This is a genomic window from Nonomuraea coxensis DSM 45129 (assembly GCF_019397265.1).
GTDB lineage: Bacteria > Actinomycetota > Actinomycetes > Streptosporangiales > Streptosporangiaceae > Nonomuraea > Nonomuraea coxensis.
This window is the reverse complement of record NZ_CP068985.1, coordinates 2,665,222-2,684,865: the sequence shown is the minus strand read 5'-3', so window position 1 is coordinate 2,684,865 and position 19,644 is coordinate 2,665,222. Positions and strand designations below refer to the sequence as shown.

14 protein-coding genes are annotated in these 19,644 nt (G+C 74.8%); 6 read left to right on the top strand and 8 right to left on the bottom strand.

From position 1 onward, the window contains the following. Positions 1-169: 169 nt before the first annotated feature. Complete coding sequence (locus Nocox_RS12665; RefSeq protein ID WP_020546095.1) at positions 170-1,423, top strand: cytochrome P450; 1,254 nt, start codon at positions 170-172, stop codon at positions 1,421-1,423. On the opposite strand, the gene Nocox_RS12660 is transcribed toward Nocox_RS12665, so the two are convergent. The 7 genes from Nocox_RS12660 to Nocox_RS12630 form a co-directional block, all read right to left on the bottom strand. Further along, positions 1,410-5,327 (bottom strand): S8 family serine peptidase, encoded by a 3,918-nt coding sequence (locus tag Nocox_RS12660; RefSeq protein ID WP_246649778.1) that lies wholly within the window; start codon positions 5,325-5,327, stop codon positions 1,410-1,412. The genes Nocox_RS12665 and Nocox_RS12660 overlap by 14 nt on opposite strands. Positions 5,328-5,446: 119 nt before the next feature. Continuing rightward, positions 5,447-8,407 (bottom strand): helix-turn-helix transcriptional regulator, encoded by a 2,961-nt coding sequence (locus Nocox_RS12655; RefSeq protein ID WP_033410596.1) that lies wholly within the window; start codon positions 8,405-8,407, stop codon positions 5,447-5,449. A 164-nt stretch (positions 8,408-8,571) separates the two neighbouring features. Continuing rightward, positions 8,572-9,756: a hypothetical protein gene (locus Nocox_RS12650; RefSeq protein WP_157383353.1), complete on the bottom strand. Its 1,185-nt coding sequence runs from the start codon at positions 9,754-9,756 to the stop codon at positions 8,572-8,574. A 97-nt stretch (positions 9,757-9,853) separates the two neighbouring features. Further along, on the bottom strand, positions 9,854-10,528 hold the full coding sequence (locus tag Nocox_RS12645; protein WP_020546091.1) for a hypothetical protein: 675 nt from the start codon (positions 10,526-10,528) through the stop codon (positions 9,854-9,856). Further along, the gene (locus Nocox_RS12640; protein WP_020546090.1) at positions 10,525-11,319 is read right to left on the bottom strand and encodes a hypothetical protein; all 795 of its coding nucleotides are present in this window, start codon (positions 11,317-11,319) and stop codon (positions 10,525-10,527) included. The genes Nocox_RS12645 and Nocox_RS12640 overlap by 4 nt, the downstream gene beginning before the upstream one ends. Next, positions 11,309-12,439, bottom strand: a complete 1,131-nt coding sequence (locus Nocox_RS12635) for an ATP-grasp domain-containing protein (protein WP_020546089.1) — start codon at positions 12,437-12,439, stop codon at positions 11,309-11,311. Before Nocox_RS12635 ends, Nocox_RS12640 begins: the two co-directional genes overlap by 11 nt. Continuing rightward, positions 12,436-13,365, bottom strand: a complete 930-nt coding sequence (locus Nocox_RS12630) for an NAD-dependent epimerase/dehydratase family protein (protein ID WP_020546088.1) — start codon at positions 13,363-13,365, stop codon at positions 12,436-12,438. The genes Nocox_RS12635 and Nocox_RS12630 overlap by 4 nt, the downstream gene beginning before the upstream one ends. 165 nt (positions 13,366-13,530) lie before the next feature. Between Nocox_RS12630 and Nocox_RS12625 the strand changes: the two genes are divergently transcribed. Genes Nocox_RS12625 through Nocox_RS12605 form a run of 5 tightly spaced genes read left to right on the top strand, consistent with a single transcriptional unit; the run spans position 13,531 to position 18,437 of the window. Beyond that, on the top strand, positions 13,531-14,571 hold the full coding sequence (locus Nocox_RS12625; RefSeq protein ID WP_020546087.1) for a GNAT family N-acetyltransferase: 1,041 nt from the start codon (positions 13,531-13,533) through the stop codon (positions 14,569-14,571). After that, positions 14,556-15,560 (top strand): GNAT family N-acetyltransferase, encoded by a 1,005-nt coding sequence (locus Nocox_RS12620; protein WP_157383352.1) that lies wholly within the window; start codon positions 14,556-14,558, stop codon positions 15,558-15,560. Before Nocox_RS12625 ends, Nocox_RS12620 begins: the two co-directional genes overlap by 16 nt. Continuing rightward, complete coding sequence (locus Nocox_RS12615) at positions 15,557-16,303, top strand: hypothetical protein (protein ID WP_020546085.1); 747 nt, start codon at positions 15,557-15,559, stop codon at positions 16,301-16,303. Before Nocox_RS12620 ends, Nocox_RS12615 begins: the two co-directional genes overlap by 4 nt. After that, positions 16,300-17,478: a hypothetical protein gene (locus Nocox_RS12610; RefSeq protein WP_020546084.1), complete on the top strand. Its 1,179-nt coding sequence runs from the start codon at positions 16,300-16,302 to the stop codon at positions 17,476-17,478. The genes Nocox_RS12615 and Nocox_RS12610 overlap by 4 nt, the downstream gene beginning before the upstream one ends. After that, on the top strand, positions 17,475-18,437 hold the full coding sequence (locus Nocox_RS12605) for a glycosyltransferase (RefSeq protein WP_033410682.1): 963 nt from the start codon (positions 17,475-17,477) through the stop codon (positions 18,435-18,437). The genes Nocox_RS12610 and Nocox_RS12605 overlap by 4 nt, the downstream gene beginning before the upstream one ends. On the opposite strand, the gene Nocox_RS12600 is transcribed toward Nocox_RS12605, so the two are convergent. Continuing rightward, positions 18,397-19,611: an NAD(P)-binding domain-containing protein gene (locus Nocox_RS12600; protein ID WP_051112708.1), complete on the bottom strand. Its 1,215-nt coding sequence runs from the start codon at positions 19,609-19,611 to the stop codon at positions 18,397-18,399. The two genes, Nocox_RS12605 and Nocox_RS12600, sit on opposite strands and share 41 nt — an antisense overlap. Positions 19,612-19,644 lie beyond the last annotated feature (33 nt).

The window sequence follows — 19,644 nt, the reverse complement described above, 5'->3', positions numbered from 1 at the left end:
GGGAATCGTGGGTTCGGTCCTGTTGCACCTGGGTTGACAGGGGCTTCTTCTGGCAGCCGATGCCGATGTTAAGTCGATGATCAAAGAATTCCTAGTGGTGGTATTTTCCGTGTTTGTCATGCATAATCCCCTTCGGCCTTGATCACCAGCTCGCAGGGGAGGCCAACCCATGAGCGACGGCCAGACCGCCCAGTCCTTGGAAACCGACCGGCCCACCCCCTTCGACCCGCCCGTCGCGCTGCGGCTCCGCCCGCCGCTCAGCAGACTGGCCTACCCCGACGGCCACCTCGGCTGGGTCTCCACCGGGTACGCGGTCACCCGCGCCATCCTGGCCGACCCCCGCTTCAGCACCCGGCGCGAGCTGCTGCACCAGCCGGTCGGCGGCGAGCGCGCGACCGAGCGGCCCACACCCGCGGAGCCGGGCATCTTCCCGCACATGGACCCGCCCGAGCACACGCGCTTCCGCCGCCTGCTCGCCCACCACTTCGGGCCCCGGCGGGTGGCCGGCCTGATGCCCGCGATCCGGCGTCACACCGCCGAGGCGCTCGACGCCATGGCGGGCGGGGGTGATTCCGCCGACCTCCTCACCGCGTTCGCCATGCCGATCCCGGCGCTCGTGATCTGCGAGCTGCTGGGCGTGCCCGCCGAGGACCGGCAGCGCGTGCAGGCCGCCACCGCGGTGATGAACGACCTCGACTCGCGCCCGGAACGGGTCGGCGAGGCCGTCGCGACGATCACGGGGACGGTGCGCGACGTCCTCGCCCGCCGTCCCCCGGCCGATCCGGCGGGCGGAGGGCTGCTGGCGCACGCCGCCGCCACCGGCGACCTGAGCGACGACGAGCTCACCAACCTCGGGATGGTACTCCTCGCGACGGGCCACCTGCCGACGTCGAGCATGCTCGCGCTCGGGGCGTTCGCGCTGCTGACCGACCCGGCCCAGCGGGCCCTGCTGGCGGCGGACCCGGAGCGGGCGGTCGAGGAGCTGCTGCGGTACCTGTCGGTCCTGCAGTTCGACGTCCGGCGTACCGCGCTGGTGGACGTCGAGATCGGCGGCCAGGTCATCGCGGCCGGGGAGACCGTGGTGCTGGCGCTGCCGGTGGCCAACCGGGATCCCGGGCGCTTCCCCGCGCCGGACGCGCTGGACCTGACCCGCTCCGCGACCGGGCACCTGGCGTTCGGGCACGGCGTCCACCAGTGTCTCGGCCAGCATCTCGCGCGGGCCGAGCTCCGGGTGGCGCTCACCGCGCTCTTCGAGCGTTTCCCCGGCCTGCGCCTCGCGGTGCCGGCGGCCGAGGTCCCCACCCGCGACCGCTCGGCGGTGTACGGCGTCGACCGGCTGCCCGTCACGTGGGGCGCCCTGCGGCGAATCCCCGCTCCCGGGCAGGCGGGAGCGGGGAGCCGCGGGACGGTTACCTCAGCGTGAACGCGCCCAGGGTGGTCTGGGTGACGCGGTTGCCCGCGGCGTCCCATGCCTCGGCCCGCAGGCCGACCGCGCCCTTGGCGTGACGGGGGTAGCTGACCGAGGCCGTGTAGGTGCCGTCACGGCCGCGGCGGACGTCGGCCGCGGTCCAGCGCTCGCCGCCGTCGGTGCTGACCCACATCTTCAGGCCGGCGACCGCGGGCGTCCCGCCGGTCGCCGGCGAGTGGTAGACGCGGACGCCGAAGGTGTGCCGCCGGCCCGCCGGCACGCTGTTGTCGAGCCCGAGGCCGCCGGTCAGGTCGTACGCCACGAACACGACCTGCTCAGGCCGGCACGGACCGGTGACGCCGGCCAGGAACCCCACGCAGACGTGCGTGGGCGGCGTCGCGTCCGTGGTGACCGTCGCGGAGCGGAAGGTCCACTCCGCCGACGTCCCGGAGCCGGGGTTGTCGAAGGTCAGCCGGTAGTCGCCGGCCTCCTTCGGCATCGGGTACGCGGGCAGGCCGCCCATGAGGACGGCCGGGATCTCCGTGCCGTTCCTGTAGAGGCGCGTGCCGCCGATCAGGGTGTCGCCGGACTGGCCCTGCGCGCCGATCTCGGTGTGGTTGGTCCAGAGGACGTCGCCCTGCCGGCAGATCGAGCAGGGCGCGTACAGCGGCGTGAACCGCTGGTCGAGCAGCCGCCTGACCGCGTCGGACACGGTCGCCGAGCCGGGCGTGAGCGGCCCGGCGTTCCAGTGCTGGGTGTGACGGCCCGCCCGGTCGAAGACGTGGGAGCTGCTGAGCGGGCTCCGCGCGCCCTCCACCTGCCGGTAGACGATCGCCTCGGGATCGACGGGGCCGGCGTACTCGGTGCGCGTACCGGGTCCCTCGATCACCGGCAGCCGGGTGTGGAAGCTCGTCGCCTGCCCCTTCCGCGCGATCGCCACCGTGGCGAAGAAGTCCGTCGGGGCGGCGGCGTGGTAGCGGGTGTCGATGGTGGCGAGCTTCCGCTCGGTGATCCTGAACGGGAGCGTGGCGGGCACCCGGTCCTTCTCGGCGGGATAGAGCAGGTAGCCGTAGGACGACCGGGGCGTGCCGTGGACGGCGATGGAGACCGGCCCCTCGGCGAGCCGCCTCTTCAGCTCGCGGGCCTCGGCGGGCGACACCGTCACGTAGGGGATGCCGATCGAGGCGCGGGTGTCCCACGACTCGGGCGCCACCATCTGGGGGATGTGCGGCCCGAACCCGCACGCGTAGAGCGGCGCCGACGGCCACATCAGGAAGCCGGCCGCCCCCGCCTCGCGGAGGTTGCGTACGCGGTCGAACCCCGCGGCGCAGTTGCCGTCGTCGTCGAGCAGCGCCAGCTTGCCGCGCAGGTCGAGGCCCGCCAGGTCCTCCTTCCTGCCGACCCCGGCGTCGACCAGGTTCGCCGTCAGGTCGCCGGTGAACGGCACGTAGTCCAGCGGGATGTTCCTGAGCGTGCCGCCGTCGTGCGGGAAGACCTCCGGGTGCAGCTTGAGCGGGTCGCGTCCGCGTACCTCCATGGTGACCTCGGGGGCGGCCAGCCCCCAGTAGGTGGAGAAGAGGAGCGCGCCCTTGGTGACCTTCCTCGTCGGCGTGATCCAGTGCCGGACGTACGGGGCCGACGCCGTGTAGGAGGTCCACGGGTTGCCGTCCGCGTCCGTCCGCTGGAACGACGTGTACGCCTCGGAGCCCGGCGAGGCGACGGCCGGTCGCGGCGTGTCGAAGCCGATCTCCTTGAGCTCGCGCCCGTCCAGGGTGACCTCGGTGTCCCCGGTGACCTCGACCTGCGGCTCCAGCAGCCAGCCGGAGTTCGCCAGGTACGTCACCGGATCGATCCACGGGACGTATCCGCTGACGCTGTAGGAGCCGCGCGGCACCTGGACGGTGAAGACGCCGGGCGACTCCCACCGGGCGCGGCGGCTGAGGTCGCCGCGCCCGCCCGTGACGTCGAGGACGCTGAGCAGGTTCGGGTTCACCGCCGTGCCCTCCCGGTCGAGGACGCGGACGGTGAGCGTGGCCTTCGGCGGCTCGCGGGTCAGGCCGACGGGAACGGTCAGCCGCGTGCCCTCCCCGTCGGTCGCGGTCACCGCGCCCGTGTACGTGCCGAGGCCCAGGGCGGCCGGGGTCAGCGTGACGGTGGCCGTGGCCGTCCCGCCCGCGGGGACCGTCAGCGTCCCGTCCACCGTCAGGACGCCCTCCGGGACGGCGGCGCCCGCGGCGGTGGCCAGCTTCGGGGTCAGGGTGAGGGTCACCGGACGGTCGGAGGTGTTGGCGTACACGACCTGCTTGCCGACCGGCGCGCTGCCCTCGGCGACCGCGCCGTAGTCGAGGTTCGCGGTGGTGGCGTACACCCGCTGGGTGATCGCGTTCGCCAGGTCGAGCCGGCCGGCGCCGCGCTCGTGGACGGTGCCGCCGATCTCCTTGACGGTGCTCATCAGCGCGGCCTTCAGCTCGGCCGCCCGCCAGCCGGGGTGCCGCTGGGCGAGGATCGCCGCGGCTCCGGAGACGTGCGGCGTGGCCATCGAGGTGCCGGAGGCGGCCGTGTAGGAGTCGCCGGCCGGGTCGCCCATGCTCGTGCCGGCGGCGCGGGCGGCGACGATGTTCACGCCGGGCGCAGCGATGTCGGGCTTGAGCGCGCCGTCGAGCCGGGGGCCGCGGCTGGAGAACGGGGCCAGCTTGTCGTCGAGGTCGGTGGCCGCGACGGTGAGCGCGGACAGGGCCGCGCCCGGCGTGCCGACGGACTCGGCCGCGCCCGCGTTGCCCGCGGCCACGACGAACAGCGCGCCGGTCTCGGCCGTGAGGCTGTCGAGCGCCTGGCTCACCGGGTCGGTGCCGTCGGTGGCCTCGCCGCCCAGGCTCATGCTGACGATCCTGGCGCCGCTGCCGGCCGCCCACTGCATGCCCTCGATGACGTCGCTCCAGCTGCCGTTGCCCGCGTCGTCGAGCACCTTGCCGACGACGAGCCGCACCCCGGGCGCGACGCCCTTGTACGTGCCGCCGGACGCCGCGCCGCTGCCGGTGATGATGGAGGCGACGTGCGTGCCGTGCCCGTGGCCGTCCTTGGCCGTCTCGGCCCCGTCCACGAACGACCGGGAGTCGGCGATCCGGCCGGCGAGGTCGGGGTGGGTGTCGTCGATCCCGCTGTCCAGGACGGCGACCTTGACGCCGGTGCCGTCGAGCCCGGCGGCCCACGCCTGCGGCGCGCCGATCAGCGGCACGCTGCGGTCGAGGCCGGCCGCCACCTTCCTGTCCAGCCACACCTTGGCGAGCCCGGCGCCGAGCGCGCCCGCCGCACGGCCGGCCGCGTTGCGGTCCGCCGTCCGGCCGCGCACGGCGGACCAGAACGTCGCGGCCGAGTCGTGCGGCACGGCCAGGGCGACGCCGCCGATGCTGTCGAGCGTCGCGGTGGGGGTGCTGGCGGGCAGCGCCTCGGCCGCGGACCTGAGCCCCTTCGCGCTCTTGCCGTACTGGACGATGACCGGGGTCCCCGTGGACCGGTCGTCGGCGTAGCCGTGCTCGGCCAGGTACTTCACGTCGAACAGCTCGCGGTCCACGAGGCCCGCCTCGATCGCGGGCAGCACGTCGGCGGGGAAGACGTAGAAGCCGTCGGGCCCCGACCGGCCGTGGAAGACGGGCTCCGGCCTGCCGGGCCCGGCCGCCGCCCGGACGCGGAAGCCGTAGTGGCCGCCGCCCATGTCGGTCAGCGTCACCTTGTCGCCGGTGATGAGGGTGATCTCGTGCGTGCCCGGCCGTACGCCGTCGAGGGTGATCGGCGCGGGCGGCTGCCGGGCCGTCTCGTCGTCGGCCGCGGCGGGGCTCGGCGGTAGGGCCGTCGCGGTCATCGCGAGCACGGCGACGACCGCGGCCGGCCATCGTCGGCGCACGCCTGAGAACATCGTCATGAAGGTCTCCTGGGGGGTGGGCCTCATAAGGAGGCGGGTCCTGGGGAGAGTTTCAGTCAGCCGGAAACCCTTGTCATGAGTCGGATGACCTAATAAATGACGATCGCCGCAGGCTGCTGTCAGGACACGAGGCCGGACTCCACGGCGCTGACCGCGAGCGCCGTGCGTGACCTGACGCCGAGCTTGCGCATGGCCGAGTTGACCTGGGCGGCGACGGTCTTCGGCGAGCGGGACAGGACGACGGCGATCTCCCTGTTGGTCATGCCGGTCGCGAGCAGGCGGACGACCTTCAGCTCGCGCGGCGACAGCTCGTCGCCGTAGCCGCGCCGGCCGCGCCCGCGTACCTCCACCCGGTGGTCGCGCAGCAGGCCGGCCACCCGCTCCGCCGCCGACCGCGCGCCCAGGTCGCCCAGCTCCTGCGCCACCTTCCGCGCCAGGGGAAGGGCCTCCTCGGCCGCGCCGGCCGCGAGCAGGCAGGCGACCCGCCGCTCCTGGGCGAGCAGCGCGTCGTACGGCCGGGGCAGCCGCTGCCAGGCGTCCGCCGCGCGGGCGAACGCGGCCGCCGCCGCCACCGGCCCGACGCGGGCCTCGGCCAGGATCGCCCGGCTCAGCGCCAGGCCGGCGCGGGGCGCGGGAGCGGGCCGGCCGCGCACCCAGCCCGCGAACGCGGCGACCAGCCCGGCGGCCTCGTCCACCCGCCCGGCCGCGACGAGCGCCTGCGTACGGGCGGGCACGAGGTCCGCGGCCCACAGCCAGACGCCCTTGTCGGCCACCTGGCGCACGGGCTCGTCGGTGACCAGCAGCGCCTCCCCGACCGCTCCGCGCGCGAGCAGCAGCCGGCACAGGGCCGCCGCCGGCTCGGCCACCAGCTCGGCGGCGCCGCGCCGGCGGGCCTCGGCGAGCACGTGCTCGAACCGCCCGGCCGCGCCGGGGTCGCCCGCCGCCGCGTCCAGCAGGCCGGCGACCAGCACCGCCTCCAGCCTCGTCACGGGCTGGATCTCGTCGTCGTCCGCGAGCGCCGCGGCCCGCCCGGCCAGCCCCCGCCACCGGCCCGTGAACCAGTCCAGATGGGTCCGGGTCGCCTGGATGATGCCCGGGTAGCGGCGGAACCCGTGGCGTTCGGCGATCGCCTCGGCCGCCGCCAGGTGACCGGCGGCCTCGGTGTAGCGGCCCCAGCGCACCGCGGCGTCGCCCAGGTTGAGCCGGCCCTTGCCGAGGTGCCGGGCCTCGTCCGGGCCGGCCGGGTCGCCGCACAGCCGGGACGCCTCCGTCCAGCCCTCCTCCTCGCCCAGCATCAGCAGCGCGGTGACGCGCTCGACCAGCAGGCCCATGCGGTCGAGCGGCGGCAGCGACGCGGCGACCCCGGCCGCCCGCCGTAACCAGCGCAGATGCGTGGCGACCGGGGTCGAGGACTCGCGCGGCCAGCCGAGGTAGGCCATCATGCGGGCGGCGCTGTGCGAGCCGGGAGGCAGATGGGCGACCGCCTTGATCATCTCGTGCCTGGCGGCCTCGAACTCCTCCATGACGAGCAGGACGCGGGCGAGCTGGCAGCGGGTCTCCGCCGCCTGCTCGGGCGACATCGTGCCCGCGTCCAGGGCCGCGCGCAGGGCTCTGACCATCTCCTTGAAACGGCGGTCGCCGGTGAACGAGGAGAACGGCATCTTGGCGACCAGCCGGGCGGCGTCGTACGCGGCCAGCCGGGGATGCGTGAGCAGGTCGTACAGCAGGGACGCGGCCCCGGACTCGTCGGCCGCGGCCAGGGCCAGGTCGGCGGCCCGCTCGGCGTACCGCATCCACGTGGTCGCGTCGCCGGCCTCGCGGAAGTGGCGGGCGAGCTGGGAGACCGGGAGCGGCGTCCGTACGGCGAGGGCCCGGCCGGCGCGCAGGTGCGCCGCGCGGCGGTCGGGGGCGGGGATGGCCTCGTACACGGCTCTGCAGGCCAGCGCGTGCCGGAACGAGAGCTGACCGCCGTCCTCGCGCAGCAGCCCGCAGGCCAGCGCCTCCGCGAGCCCTTCCGCCGGCCTGTCCGCGGGTCCTCCCGCCGGTCCTCCCGCCGGTCCTCCCGCCGGGCCGCCGGGCCGGGGCGGAGGGCCGGCGGCGACGGCGCCGAGCGTGGCCTCGTCCGCGGGCACGGACAGCACCGCCGCCGCCCTGAGCACGGCCCGCGCGGGGCCGCTCAGCCGCGCGACCCGCTCCAGCACGGCGTCACGGACGGTCGGCGGCACGTCGAGCTCGGTGCGCCGGCGGCGGACCCACGCGCCGTCGCGGCGGGTCAGGTCCGCGCGGTCGTGCAGCAGGCGCACGGACTCCTCGACGGCCAGCGGGATCCCGTCGGTGTGCTGCTGGAGCAGCGTCGCGAGCGCCGGGGAGACCGGCTCGTCGTCCAGCATCGACGACACCAGCGCGCCGGTGCGCGCCACGTCGAGAGGCCCGACGGCCAGCCGCAGCCCTTCCGCACCCGCCGGCAGCCGGGCGGACAGCCGCAGCAACAGCGAACCGGGTGGGACGTCGTTCGCGCGGTAGGTCACGACCAGGCTGGCGGGCGGCGGGTGCCGGGCGGCCAGGAACAGCAGGAACTCCAGCGTCGCCTCGTCGGCCCAGTGGACGTCCTCCACCGCCAGCACCGACACCCTGAGGCGGTCCAGCACCTCGGCGAGGGCGCGGAAGAGCAGGTGGCGGGCGGCGCGGGCGTCCTCGGGCGGGTCCGGCGCGGGCGGCAGCTCGTCCGCCCACTCGGGGAACAGCGGCCGCAGGGCCCCGGCGAGCCCGCTCAGCCGCAGGCCGCCGATCCGGCCGGTGGCCTGGCGTACCGCGTCGACGACCGGGCCCAGGGTGTACGGCTCGCGGAAGGGCGGGCACCAGGCCACCAGGCTACGGTGCTCCCGCCCGGCCGGCGACCCCAGGAACTCCCGCAGCAGGCGGCTCTTGCCGACCCCGGCCTCCCCCTCGACGAGGACGATCGCCGGGCCCTGCGCGAGCGCCCGCTGGAGGGCGGCCAGCTCGGCCGCGCGGCCGACGAACGCGGGCGCCGCCATGAGCCGTGAGGCGCCGGCGGCCCCAGGAGTCGCCGTAGCAGCCACAGGCACCGGGCTCCCTACCGTGAGACTGCGGCCCGCGGGACCCTGCGCGGGCTTTCCGGACCGCGAGTGCGCCGTCCGGCCGGGCACGGGCGTGACGGCCCGTGCCCGGCCGAGGCGAGATCATCTTAGGCCGAGCCGGCGGCCCGGCGCCAGGCTCGCCCGTGTCAGCACCAGGTCAGGGTGGAGTTGGCGCGGGTGACGTTGGAGATCGTGTTGTTCGTCCCCGTGCAGGGGCTCCACCGGATGTTGGTGTTGCTGACCGTCAGGTTCTGGAACCTGATGCCCGACGACGGCGGGAACTCCGTGCGGGCCGCGATCCTGACCTCGCCGCCGCCGCTGATCGTGCCGGACACGCCGGCGATGACGACGTTGTAGCAGTTCTCCACCAGGACCGAGTTGTTGCCGGTGCCGGCGATGTCGACCCGGTCGACGGTGGCGCCGCCGCTCTCGGAGACGCAGAAGATGCCCCGGCCGCCGCCGCGCGCCTTGACGGTCCCGACCCGGATGTTGTTCGGGTAGGAGCTGCCGATCCTGCCGTTGCGGTTGGCCATGCGGAAGGCGGCGTACCCGGTGCCGGCGCCGGCGTTGTCGGCGTCCACGGTGCCGACCGTGGCGTTGACGGTCTGGTTGAGCAGCAGCCCGGACTCGCCGACGTCGCGCGCCGTCACGGTGCCGACGGTCAGGCCGTCCACGCCGTACGTCTCCATGGCGTGGGAACTGGCTCCCTGGACGTACACGTTGTCGACCCGGACGTTGCGGGTCCACTGGCTGGTGTCGCCGCGGTTGTCGATGCGCACCCCGAGGCCGGAGCCGAGCCGCATGTCGAGCCGGCCCAGCCAGACGTTGGTGACGTTGCGCATGAAGATCCCGTACACCGGGGTGCCGGTGACGTTGAGGTAGGGGACCTCGATGTTCGTGGTGCCGCGCGAGTACACGGGCGCGTAGTCGCCGGAGCCGGAGCCCGTGACGTTGATGGTGCCGCAGACCGACAGGGACGTGTGGCTCGGCAGGGAGATCCGGCTGCCGGCGCTCATCGTGCCGTTGCCGCGCACCACGACCCGCTGGATGGAGGTGCGACCGGCCGTGAGGCTGCCGATGCCGGCCTGGACGGCGGCACGGAAGTCGGTGCCGCTGTAGACGGTGCCGCCGGCGCTGTCGCGGGCCGTCCAGGTGCTGCCGCTGACCGTCACCTGCGACTGGAAGGAGCCGTCGCCGCACGCGGCGGCGGACGCCGGGGCCCCGCCGGAGGCGACGGCGGCTCCGGCGGCGCCCAGGAGCACGGCGAGGGCGGCGGCGATCCTGCGCCGCCCTCCGGACGGGCGTGCGGCGGGGGTGGTGGCTGCTGTCATGGCGTCCTCCGGTCGGGGTGATGAAGAGACCCGGCATGGGAGCTGCGCGTCACCGCCGAGCGCGCCCCGTCCAGCACGACGCTCCAGGAGGGGTGACTCAGGTGTCAAGCGGCCTGTCAGGAGTTGCAGGGGGTGTTGCAGCCGTCCGGCGGCGGAAGAGGCGGCGCGGGAGGAACAGGACGAGCAGCGCCGCCACGACGTGCGCGGCGATGAAGGCGTACGCCTCGGCCTTGGTCGCCGGATGGCCGAGCCGCACGGTGATGTGGTCCGCCCACGCCCACACCTCCGGGATCGCGTCGAGCCGGCGGTTCATGGAGACCGCGACCAGGTCCTCCAGCCCGGACACGTGCAGGATCGACATGGCCACGCCCGTCCGCAGCACGCCCTCGCGCGAGCCGCCCCCGAGCCGGTACGCCAGCAGCAGCGCGACGACGAGGAACGGCACGAACACCACGACATGCAGGTAGAGGTCCTCGAAGGTGCCCGATCCGTCCTCGATGTCCATCGCCCTGATGAAGGTCGCGGGCACGAAGTACAGCAGGAAGCCCAGGAAGAGCGCGGGAAGGACGAGCAGGTGCAGGCGCAGCCGGCGGGCCGTCTCCACGTCCAGCCAGGCGACCGCGACGATGGCGGCCAGTTGCGGGGTGAGCTTCACGAGGAAGCCCCACAGGGTGGTGATGTCCTGCTCGTACGGCAGGACGAAACGGACCAGCCCGGCCAGTGCGACGGCCACGACGCCCATCACGAGCGTCACCAGGTTGGCTCTGATCACGGTAGGACTCCAAGGATCGGGGCGCCGTGGACGGGGCAGCGTCCGAGCGTGGCGGCGCCGTCGGGCACCACGTCGACCAGGACGGGCCTGCGCCTGCGCAGCGCGGTGACGGCCGGTGTGCCGTCCGCCGTCGTCCGCGCGTGGAAGCGCCGCCACAGCAGGTGAAGGTGGCCGCACCCCGCGCGTGCGGCGTAGTAGCCGAGATGCGGGTCGTGGACCAGCTCCCCGTCGGCATCCAGGTTGCCGCGGATCAGGACGCGGGTCTCGATCCCGGCGAGCGCGGGCAGGAACTCGGCCACGGCGGCGCGCTCGCCCACCAGGACCGCCCGCCCGGCGCCGGCGGCGAGGCGGAGCGCGGGCTCGTTGAGCTCCCGCCGCCGTCGCTCGTTCCTGACCTTGGCGCCCGCGGCCAGCAGCACGCCGTAGCGCCGGAACGGGCCGAGCGCGCGCCGGTCGAGCACCGCGGGGCCCACCTCCAGCACGGGCGCCCGCCCGCGTACGCCGGCCGTGCGGAGCGCGGCCCGCAGGTCGGCGGCGGGGCCGATCCACAGGCTGGGCTCCGCGCCCGCGTCGTACGGCGCCCCGAACGGGCACAGCCGGTGCAGTTGCCCCGCGAGGTCCGCGCTCGGCGTGGGCTCGGGCTCGCCGAGCTCCCGCCCGGCCCGCACCCACTGGTCGCGGTAGAAGGGCACGCGGGCGAAGGCCGCCCGCACGGCCCGCCGGTACGCCAGCCGCCACAGGACCCCGGAGAACCCGCCCGGCGACCGGGAAGCGGACGCGCTAGCGGACATCTACCCTGATCAGCGCGTCGAGGTCGGCCGGTTCGCGGTCCACGACGTAGCCCAGTTTGGCCCGGCACTCGGTGTAGGGCACGACGTGGTCGCCCGGCCGGGCCACCACGACCACCTCGGCACCGTCCGGCAGCGACTCCAGGCCGTCGATGGAGACGAGCGTCCCCGCCGAGGGCGCGCGCAGCACCCGGACGTGGGCGGGGCCGCGCCGGGCCGGGGTCAGGTCGGGACGTTCGCCGACCGCGAGCCGCACGGTGGCCTCGACCGTGTCCACGCCGTGCATGAGCCCGAGGGCCTCGCCCAGGCCGTTGCCGCCGATCCGCGCGCCCATCTCGACGAGGGTGACCTGCCCGCCGTCTACGAACAGATCGACGTTCAGCGGGCCGTCGCGGTAGCCGAGGTCGCCGCAGACGAGTTCGAGCTGCCGGACGACCTCCTTCTCCAGGACGTCGTCGGCGGGCGCCATGTCGTGCCCGACGGCCACCACCGCGGGCGGCGCGGTGACGCGCCTGCTCAGGCCGAGCAGGGCGATCCTGCCGTCCTGGAGCATGGCCTCGGCGCAGAGGTCCTCGCCGGTCAGCAGCTCCTCGATGACGGCCCGCCCGCTCGGGGAGACCTCCTTCGCGTGCGCGATCGCCGCCGGCAGCTCGCCGGGCTCGCGGCAGATCGTGATGCCGCGCGAGCTGCCGGAGTCCACGGGCTTGACGATGACCGGCAGCGGCGGCCGGAGCGCCGGGTCGGCGTTCCCGTCCCAGTAGCGGGGTCCGGGCAGGCCGAGCCGTTCGCACACCTCGCGGAAGTGGAGCTTGTCCGTCGAGGCGCGCAGCGTCGCGTCCGTCAGGCCGCACGGCAGGCCGAGCAGGCGGGCCAGCTCGACCAGCGACGGGAGGTTGATGTCGCTGCCGGGGGCGAGCAGCCCGGCGAGACCGGCGCGGCCCCGCAGGGCGTCCGCGACGGCGGGGACGTCGCGGGTGCTGAGGTGCAGGAACTCGTCGGCCTCGGCGACGCCGGGCGCGTCCGGCCGCATGTCCACGCAGATCGTGGCGAGGCCCAGCCGCCGGGCGGCCCGGAAGGCACTGACCGTGCCGTCCGAGCCGCCCAGGATGACCAGGTGCCTCATCGCGGCGGGCTCCAGTGCGTGCCGCGGTTCTCGATGAACCAGTCGACGGTCTTGGCCATGCCCTCCGGCAGCGAGACGAGCGTGGCGGGGTCGATGCCGACCGACCGCAGCGTCTGCGGGTCGGCGGTGACGGCGGTCTCCGGGGTCTCACCGGGCCGCATGGGCAGGTCGACGATCGGGACGCGGTCGTAGCCGCGCTCCACGCACATGTCGATGATCATCTCGGCGACGGCGCGGATGCTGGTGGACTCGGCGGGGCCGACCTCCACGACGTGCTTGAGCGGGCCCTGCTCGGCGGCGGTCTCCAGGGCGGAGACGAGGCCCCTCGCGACGTCGCCGACCCAGACCATGTCGGAGATCTGGGCGCCGCCGCCGTAGAGCTCGACCGGCATGCCGGACAGCGCGCGGCAGACGACGGCGGGGGTGATCTTGCGGACCTTGCCGGGCGCGAACGGCGGCGCGGCCATCTGCCGCGGGCCGTAGGCGTTGACGACCCTGACCTGGTTGACGCGGGTGCCGCGGTGGGCGTTGAACATGCGCACGAAGCGCTCGACGGCGGTCTTGGAGATGGAGTAGCTGTTGTCCATCCAGTGGTTGCCGACGCAGATGTAGACGCCGGGCAGGTCGTACTGGGCGACGGCTTCGAGGAAGTTGAGGCCGCCGACGAGGTTGGTCTCGGCCGCGGGACGCGGGTTGTCGATGGTCTCCTGGGTCCCGAGCACGGCCGCCAGGTGGATGATCGCGTCCGCGTGGGCGGCCAGCTCGACCATGGCCGTGGCGTCCCTGATGTCGCCGAGCATGAACTCGTACGTGCCCGTGCCACGCTGGCGGTGGTCGAAGACGATCGGGGTGTGGCCGCGGGCGGCTAACTCCTCGCAGACGTAACGTCCGATGAAGCCGTTGCCCCCTGTGACGCCTACTTTCATGCTTTCCCCTGGTCAGTGCCGTGCGCTGCGGTGGTGCGCGGGCGGATGTTGCGGAGCGCCCGATCATGGACGCGGCGACGATCAAATCAGACATATACTGCGATCGTTTGACTCAAATGACTATGTTGCAGATTCGTTGTATTACGTGTCAGTCAAGGACGTACGGTGAGGTTCGACTTCTTCCAGCCCGGCCGTGACCCCGAACCCTCAGGCTGGGAGGACTTCCGCCGCGCCAGGGAGCTCACGGCGATCTGGTCGTACGACGTGATCCGCGCCTCCTTCGACGGCTCCTGGGCCAGGCCGCTGCTGTGCGTGGCCCGCGACGGGGAGCGCGTCGTCGGCGCCGTCGGAGCGCTCAGGTCGGGCCGCGGGCCGTTCCTGCTCGACGTACGCCTGCCCGCCCACTCCAACGGCCCCACCTGGGTCCTGCCGGACGGCGCGGAGGGCCGCGCGGTCATCAGGGGATTCGAACGGGCCGCCCGCAAGGAGTTCGGCCCGTGGCTGGCCGGGGTCGTCTACCGCATGGTCACCGAGCCCGCCCTGCCGCTGGTGGCCAGGCGCGGCGCGGTCGTCCGCCACTCCCCCGGCACGACCCTGTTACCCGTGCGCTGGACCTCCGCCGACGGCTGGCTCGCCACGCTGAGCGGCAGCCGCCGCGCCTCGCTGCGCCGCCAGGCCCGGCGCGTCGAGCAGGACGGCACGCTGCGCGTCGAGACCGGCGCCGGGCGCACCGACCTCGACCCCGCCGAGCTCGCCGACCTCCACGAGCGCCAGGCCGTCCGGATCACCTCACGCCCCGCGCCCGCCGGAAGGGGCCCGGCCGCCCTCGCCGGCCGGCTCCTCGCCCGGCCGGCCGCCGCGTTCGACCGCCGCCTGCCGCTGCCCGCCGCCTACTTCGCCGAGCTGATCCGGCGCGACGACGTCTGGACCGTCTCCTACCACGACGAGGACCGGCTGATCGGCGTCGCCGTCGTCTACGACCACCCGGTCACCCCGATGTACGGGCCGTTCGCCGCGCTGACCCCCGCCGAGGGCGGGCGCAAGGACCTGTTCTTCTACAGCTACACCCGGATCGTCGAGCACGCCGTGGCCGGCAAGGCCGAGAGCCTGTACGCCGGACGCGGCTTCGTTGACGAGAAACGTTCCCTGGGGTTCGAATACCTCCCCATGAGACTCGTGGCGGTGCCCCGGTGGGCGCTCGGATGAAGGTGGAGCTGCTGGATCCGCGGCACGACCCGGAGCCCGGCGACTGGGAGGAGTTACGCCGGGCCGCCGGACAGCGGGTGACCTGGCGCTACGACCTGTTGCGCGCCTACGCCTGGGCCGCCCAGGCCCCGGTCATGCTGGCCGTGCTGCGGCGTGATGGCCGGGCGGTGGGCGCGGTGGCGGCCTCGCTGCGCGCCCCGAGGCTGCGGCGGGCCAGATACGCCGGCCCCCGGCGTGCCCCGGTGGGCGTCGTGGACGTGCACGCGCCGGGCAACCGCTCGCAGAAGGGCTGGTGGTGGCGGGACGAGCATGACCCCGAGCTCCTGGCCGCCTACCTCCGCGCGGTGCGCCGCGCGCTCGGCCCCGGCTGGCGGAGCACCGTCTGGCGCGAGGTGTCGGCGGGCGAGGACGCGCTGCTGCCCGGCCCGCTCCGGCTGCGCCTCCCCACCGCGCCGCTGGCCAGGCTGGCCCTGCCCTGGTCGCGCCTCGACGACTGGTACGCCGTGCTCGACCCGCGCCGCCGCGACTCCCTGCGCCGGCGCGCGAAGACGTTCGCCGCCGAGCTGTCGGTGCGCGTCGGCCCGGCCCATGACCTGGTCGGCGCGGACGAGGCCGCCCGCCTGCGCGCGGAGAACGACCTCAAGCACCGCAGCAGGCTCTCGCCCGCCCCGCCGCTCCCCCTGCCCTACCTGGAGACGCTGATCGGCAGCGGCGAGAGCGTCGCGCTGACATACCGGGACGGCCGGCGGCTGCTCGGCCTGTCCCTCATCCTCGACCACCCCGGCTGGCCCGTCTGCCTGAGCTGGGGGGCCGTCCCGCCCGAGCAGGGCGGGCGCAAGCACCTCTACTTCGACGGGTACGTCCGCATGATCGAATGGGCCATCGGGTCGGGCCGGCGCGGGCTGGTGCTCGGCAAGGGCCAGGCCGAGGTCAAACGGGACCTGGGCGCCGAGCTGCGGCCCTCCTCCGCCTTGGCGGTCCCGCTGTGAAGGCGGACCTCGCGGTGCGCTGCGTCCAGTGCGGGGACCCGCACCCCGTACGCCTGCGCGGGCGGCGCCGGTCGTGCCGCTCCTGCGGGGCCGTCTTCAGGGCGGCGCCGGTCGTGCCCCGGTCCGTGGCCGGGGATCCGCTGGAGCCGTACCTGCCGGCCCGGATGATCCGGTGGATCCGCGACAACGACGACGACGCCGCGCCGGACCGGGCCGCCATGACCCGCTGGTACCGCGAGTTCGACGCGCTGGTGGCGCGGGCCAGGACCGACGAGAGCGCCGCCGGGCTGCTGACGGAGGTCAGCGAGGTCCCGGCCGGCGAGCTGCCCGCCAAACCCGTCGCCTTCCCCCAGGTGTGCGCGGCCCTGCACGCCACCTGCTACGACCTGCGGCTGGCCCGGGAACGGCTCGCGCCGGACGACCCGTGGGCGGCCGAGCGGCTGGGGCACGTACGCGCCTGGTTCGCCGGGCCTGGCCGCGCGGACACGTGGGCGGCCGGGCCGCCGGTCGCCGCGCCGGACCCGGAGGCGGTGCGGAAGCTGCTCCCCCTGCCGGAGCGCTTCGAGTCCGGCCCGCTGCGGACGTTCTTCGCCGCGCTGTTCCAGGTGGAGAGGGGGCCCTCGCCCACCGGTGTACTGGACCGCTTCGGCGCCGAGGCGGTCGAGGACGCCCTGCGGGCCTGGCTGCGGGACGGCTCGCACCCGCTGCGCGAGCGCGTGATCGCCGACCTGGACGCCGGATGACCGCCGTCTCCCACCGCGTCGGCCTGTCCCGGCTGACGACGCTGCTGGCCGGCCGGGCCGTCTTCCGCCTCATGCTGTACGGCTCGGCGGCCCTGCTCGCCCTCGCCTGGAGCCGCCCCGACTTCAACGCCTACGCGGCCGTGATGGGCGCGGTCGGCTGGCTGTGCATGGTCGTGCAGTCCGGCGGCGAGAAGGCGGCGCTGAAGCTCGTCCCGCGGGCCCGCCGCACCCGCGACGACCTCGTGGGGATGCTCCGCGCGCTGGTCGCCTACGTCCCGCTGCCGCCCGCGCTCGCGGCCGTGACCGCGCTGGCGCTCGCCCCGGACGCGCGGGTCACGCTCTACCTGCTGGGCGTCGCCTACTACGTGGGGCTGGGCTGCGGCATGCTGGGCGTGGCCCTGCACCGCGCGCTCGGCAACTACACGCGCGACACCGTGCACTTCGCCGTGCTGGGCGTCGGGATGGGCACGATGGCGGCGCTGGCGTTCCTCGCGGGGATCGGCCCGGCCGGCTACCTGACCGGGCTGCTGGCGCTGGTCACCGCGCTCAACGTCGCGCTGCTGCCGGGGCTGCCGCGCCGCACGCGGCCCCGGCCGGGGGTGCGCCGCGTGCTGGCCGGGACCGTGCTGCTGATGGGCGCGGCCGACGTCATGAACAACGCGATGATCGGCGCGCTGTTCGTGGAGCTGGCGCTCAGCCCGTACGCGGCCCACAGCGGCGACCTCTACCTGGTCACGCTCGGCTGGGGGTTCGCGCTGTCGATCCTCTACACCGTGCAGCGCATCTACCAGCCGCAGCTCTCGCTGCGCGTGGCGGGAGGCGGCGTGGCCGGGGCGCGGGTGCTCGCCCGGCGCATGGCCGGGCTCGCCGCGGCAGGCGCGGCCCTGTGGCTGCTGATCGCCGGGATCGTGCTGGCCGTGTGGGGGGTGGACGGGCCGGTCGCGCTCGCCGTGCTCGCCCTCACCCTGCTGCCGATGCAGGCGCTGGCGAGCGGCGCCACGTTCGTGGTCGAGCACACGAACCTGCGGGCCAACGCCAGGGCGGTCGTCGTCGCCCTGGCCGCCGTCGCCGGGCTGGGCGTGGTGGCGATCTCCCTGGCCGGGGCGGCCGGGGCCGTGTACGCGCTGGGGGCGAACCCGCTCGTCCTCGGCCTGGCATTGTGGAGGGCGCGATGACGGGCGCATCGACTGGCGCACCGACCGGACTGACCGTGCTCGTTCCCTGCTTCAACGAGGGCGCGCAGGTCGAGGTGGCCTACCGGGAGCTGACGGCGGAGCTGGCCGCGATCGAGGACCTGGAGATCCTCTTCGTGGACGACGGCAGCACCGACGACTCCCTCGCCCGCATCCGCGCGCTCGCCGAGGCCGACCCGCGGGTGCGTTATCTGTCCTTCACCCGCAATTTCGGCATCGAGGCCGTCATGGCGGCCGGGTTCCGGCACGCCGGGCAGCCCTGGACCGTCCAGTGCGACGCCGACCTGCAGGTCCCGCCGTCGCAGATCTGGCGGCTGCTCGACGGCGCCGCCGGCGGCCACTACGACGTCGTCTTCGGCCGCCGGGTCCGGCGGCGCGACCCCCTCGTGCGCAGGCTCGGCTCGGCCGGGATGCACTGGGCGGCGCGGGCGGTGTTCCGCATCGAGATGCCCCGGGGGGCGTCCACCTTCCGGCTCGTCCGCACCCCCGTCGCCCGCACGATCATGGAGCTGCGGCTGCCGTGGTTCATGGCCGCGGTGCCGCTGGTGGGGGCGCGGCACACCCTGGTCGAGGTCAGCCATCGCGAACGCGACGCCGGCCGTTCCAAGCTGCGGCTGGCCCGGCTGGCGGGGCACTCCTTCGAGCTGTTCTTCGGGTTCTCCTGGCGGCCGTTGAACGCGGTCTACCTGCTGGCCGCGCTGGGCCTGGTCGCGGCGGCGCTGGGGCTGCCGGGCGCGCACCTGCTGGTGCCGGCGGTGACGCTGGCCGCCGTGGCCGTGGTCGGCCGCTACGTCCACCGCCTCGCGCCGCCCCGGCCCGCGTACTACGTCCGTGAGGCGAACGTGCCGCTGCGGCCCGAGGACACCCTCTTCCAGGGCGCGCCCACCCCGCCGCCGCCGCTCAGTGCCGGGCGCCCAAGTAGCGCGCGAGGTGGTCGATGACCTCGCGGGCGTCGTCCTCGATGCCGTTGATGAACGTGGACCTGCGCCGCCGCAGCATGGGCAGGCCCAGCGCGTACAGGCCGGGACTGTCGGCCACGCCGCCGTCGTGGCGCAGCCGGCCCTTCCCGTCGAGCACCGGCACGTCGAGCCAGTGGTAGTCAGGGCGGAAGCCCGTGGCCCACACGATCGTACGGATCTCGCCGCTGCCCAGGTCGAGCTGCCAGCGCGCCGAGTCGGGCACCCTGGTCGGCGCGAACCGCTCGGGCGGGCCGACCTCGCCGTCCCGCCCGTGCTCGCGGGCCCACACGTCGAACGTGTCCAGCAGCCGCTCCATCTTGAGGTCGGCCAGCGAGAACACGTTGCGCAGCCCGCCGGAGAACAGCGCCCGGCCGTCCCGCACGCCCGCCCAGCGGCCGACGAGCTCGACGCCCATCGCGGTCAGCGCGTTGAGGTCGAGCGTCGTGCGCCCGGGCGTGCCCACGAGCTGGGGCGAGGGCAGCCGCCTGGCCCGCTCCAGGTCCTCGATCTCGTCGTGGCGCTGGTCCCACACGCCGGAGGCGTCCATCCACCAGAGCACGTCGCGCCCCCGGTAGGTGCGCGGCATGCGGACGTGCTCCCCCACCGACAGCGTCACCGGCCGGCCGGAGGCGCGCAGCTCGGCCGCCAGTTGCACGCCGGTGGCCGACGCACCGACGACGAGCACGCCGCCCTCGGGGAGCCGGCCGGGCTCGCGGTAGTCGAACGGCGTCAGCTGCCGCACCGACGGCGGCACCGCCTCGCTGAAGGCCGGCACCGAAGGCACGTTGCACGCCCCGCTCGCGACGACCACCGTCCGGCAGGCGATCTCGCCGTCGCCGGTCGTCACCAGGTATCCGTCGCCGTCGCGCCGGACGGACGTGACGGCCGTACCGGTCCGTACGGGGGAGCCGGAGAGCGCGGCGAAGCGCTCGATGAGCTGCGTCACCTCCTTCGTGGTCATGTAGCCGTCGGGGTCCGGACCCTCGTAGGCGAGGCCCGGCAGGCGGCTCTGCCAGTTGGGGGTGAGCAGCCGGAAGGAGTCCCATCGTTCACGGCGCCAGGAGTTGGCCACCTCGCCGCGCTCGATCACCACATGGTCGATCGAGCGCGCGGTGAGGAAGTGGCCGGCGGCGAGGCCCGCGTGCCCCGCCCCGATGACGACCGTCGTGACCTGCTCGGTGATGGCTCG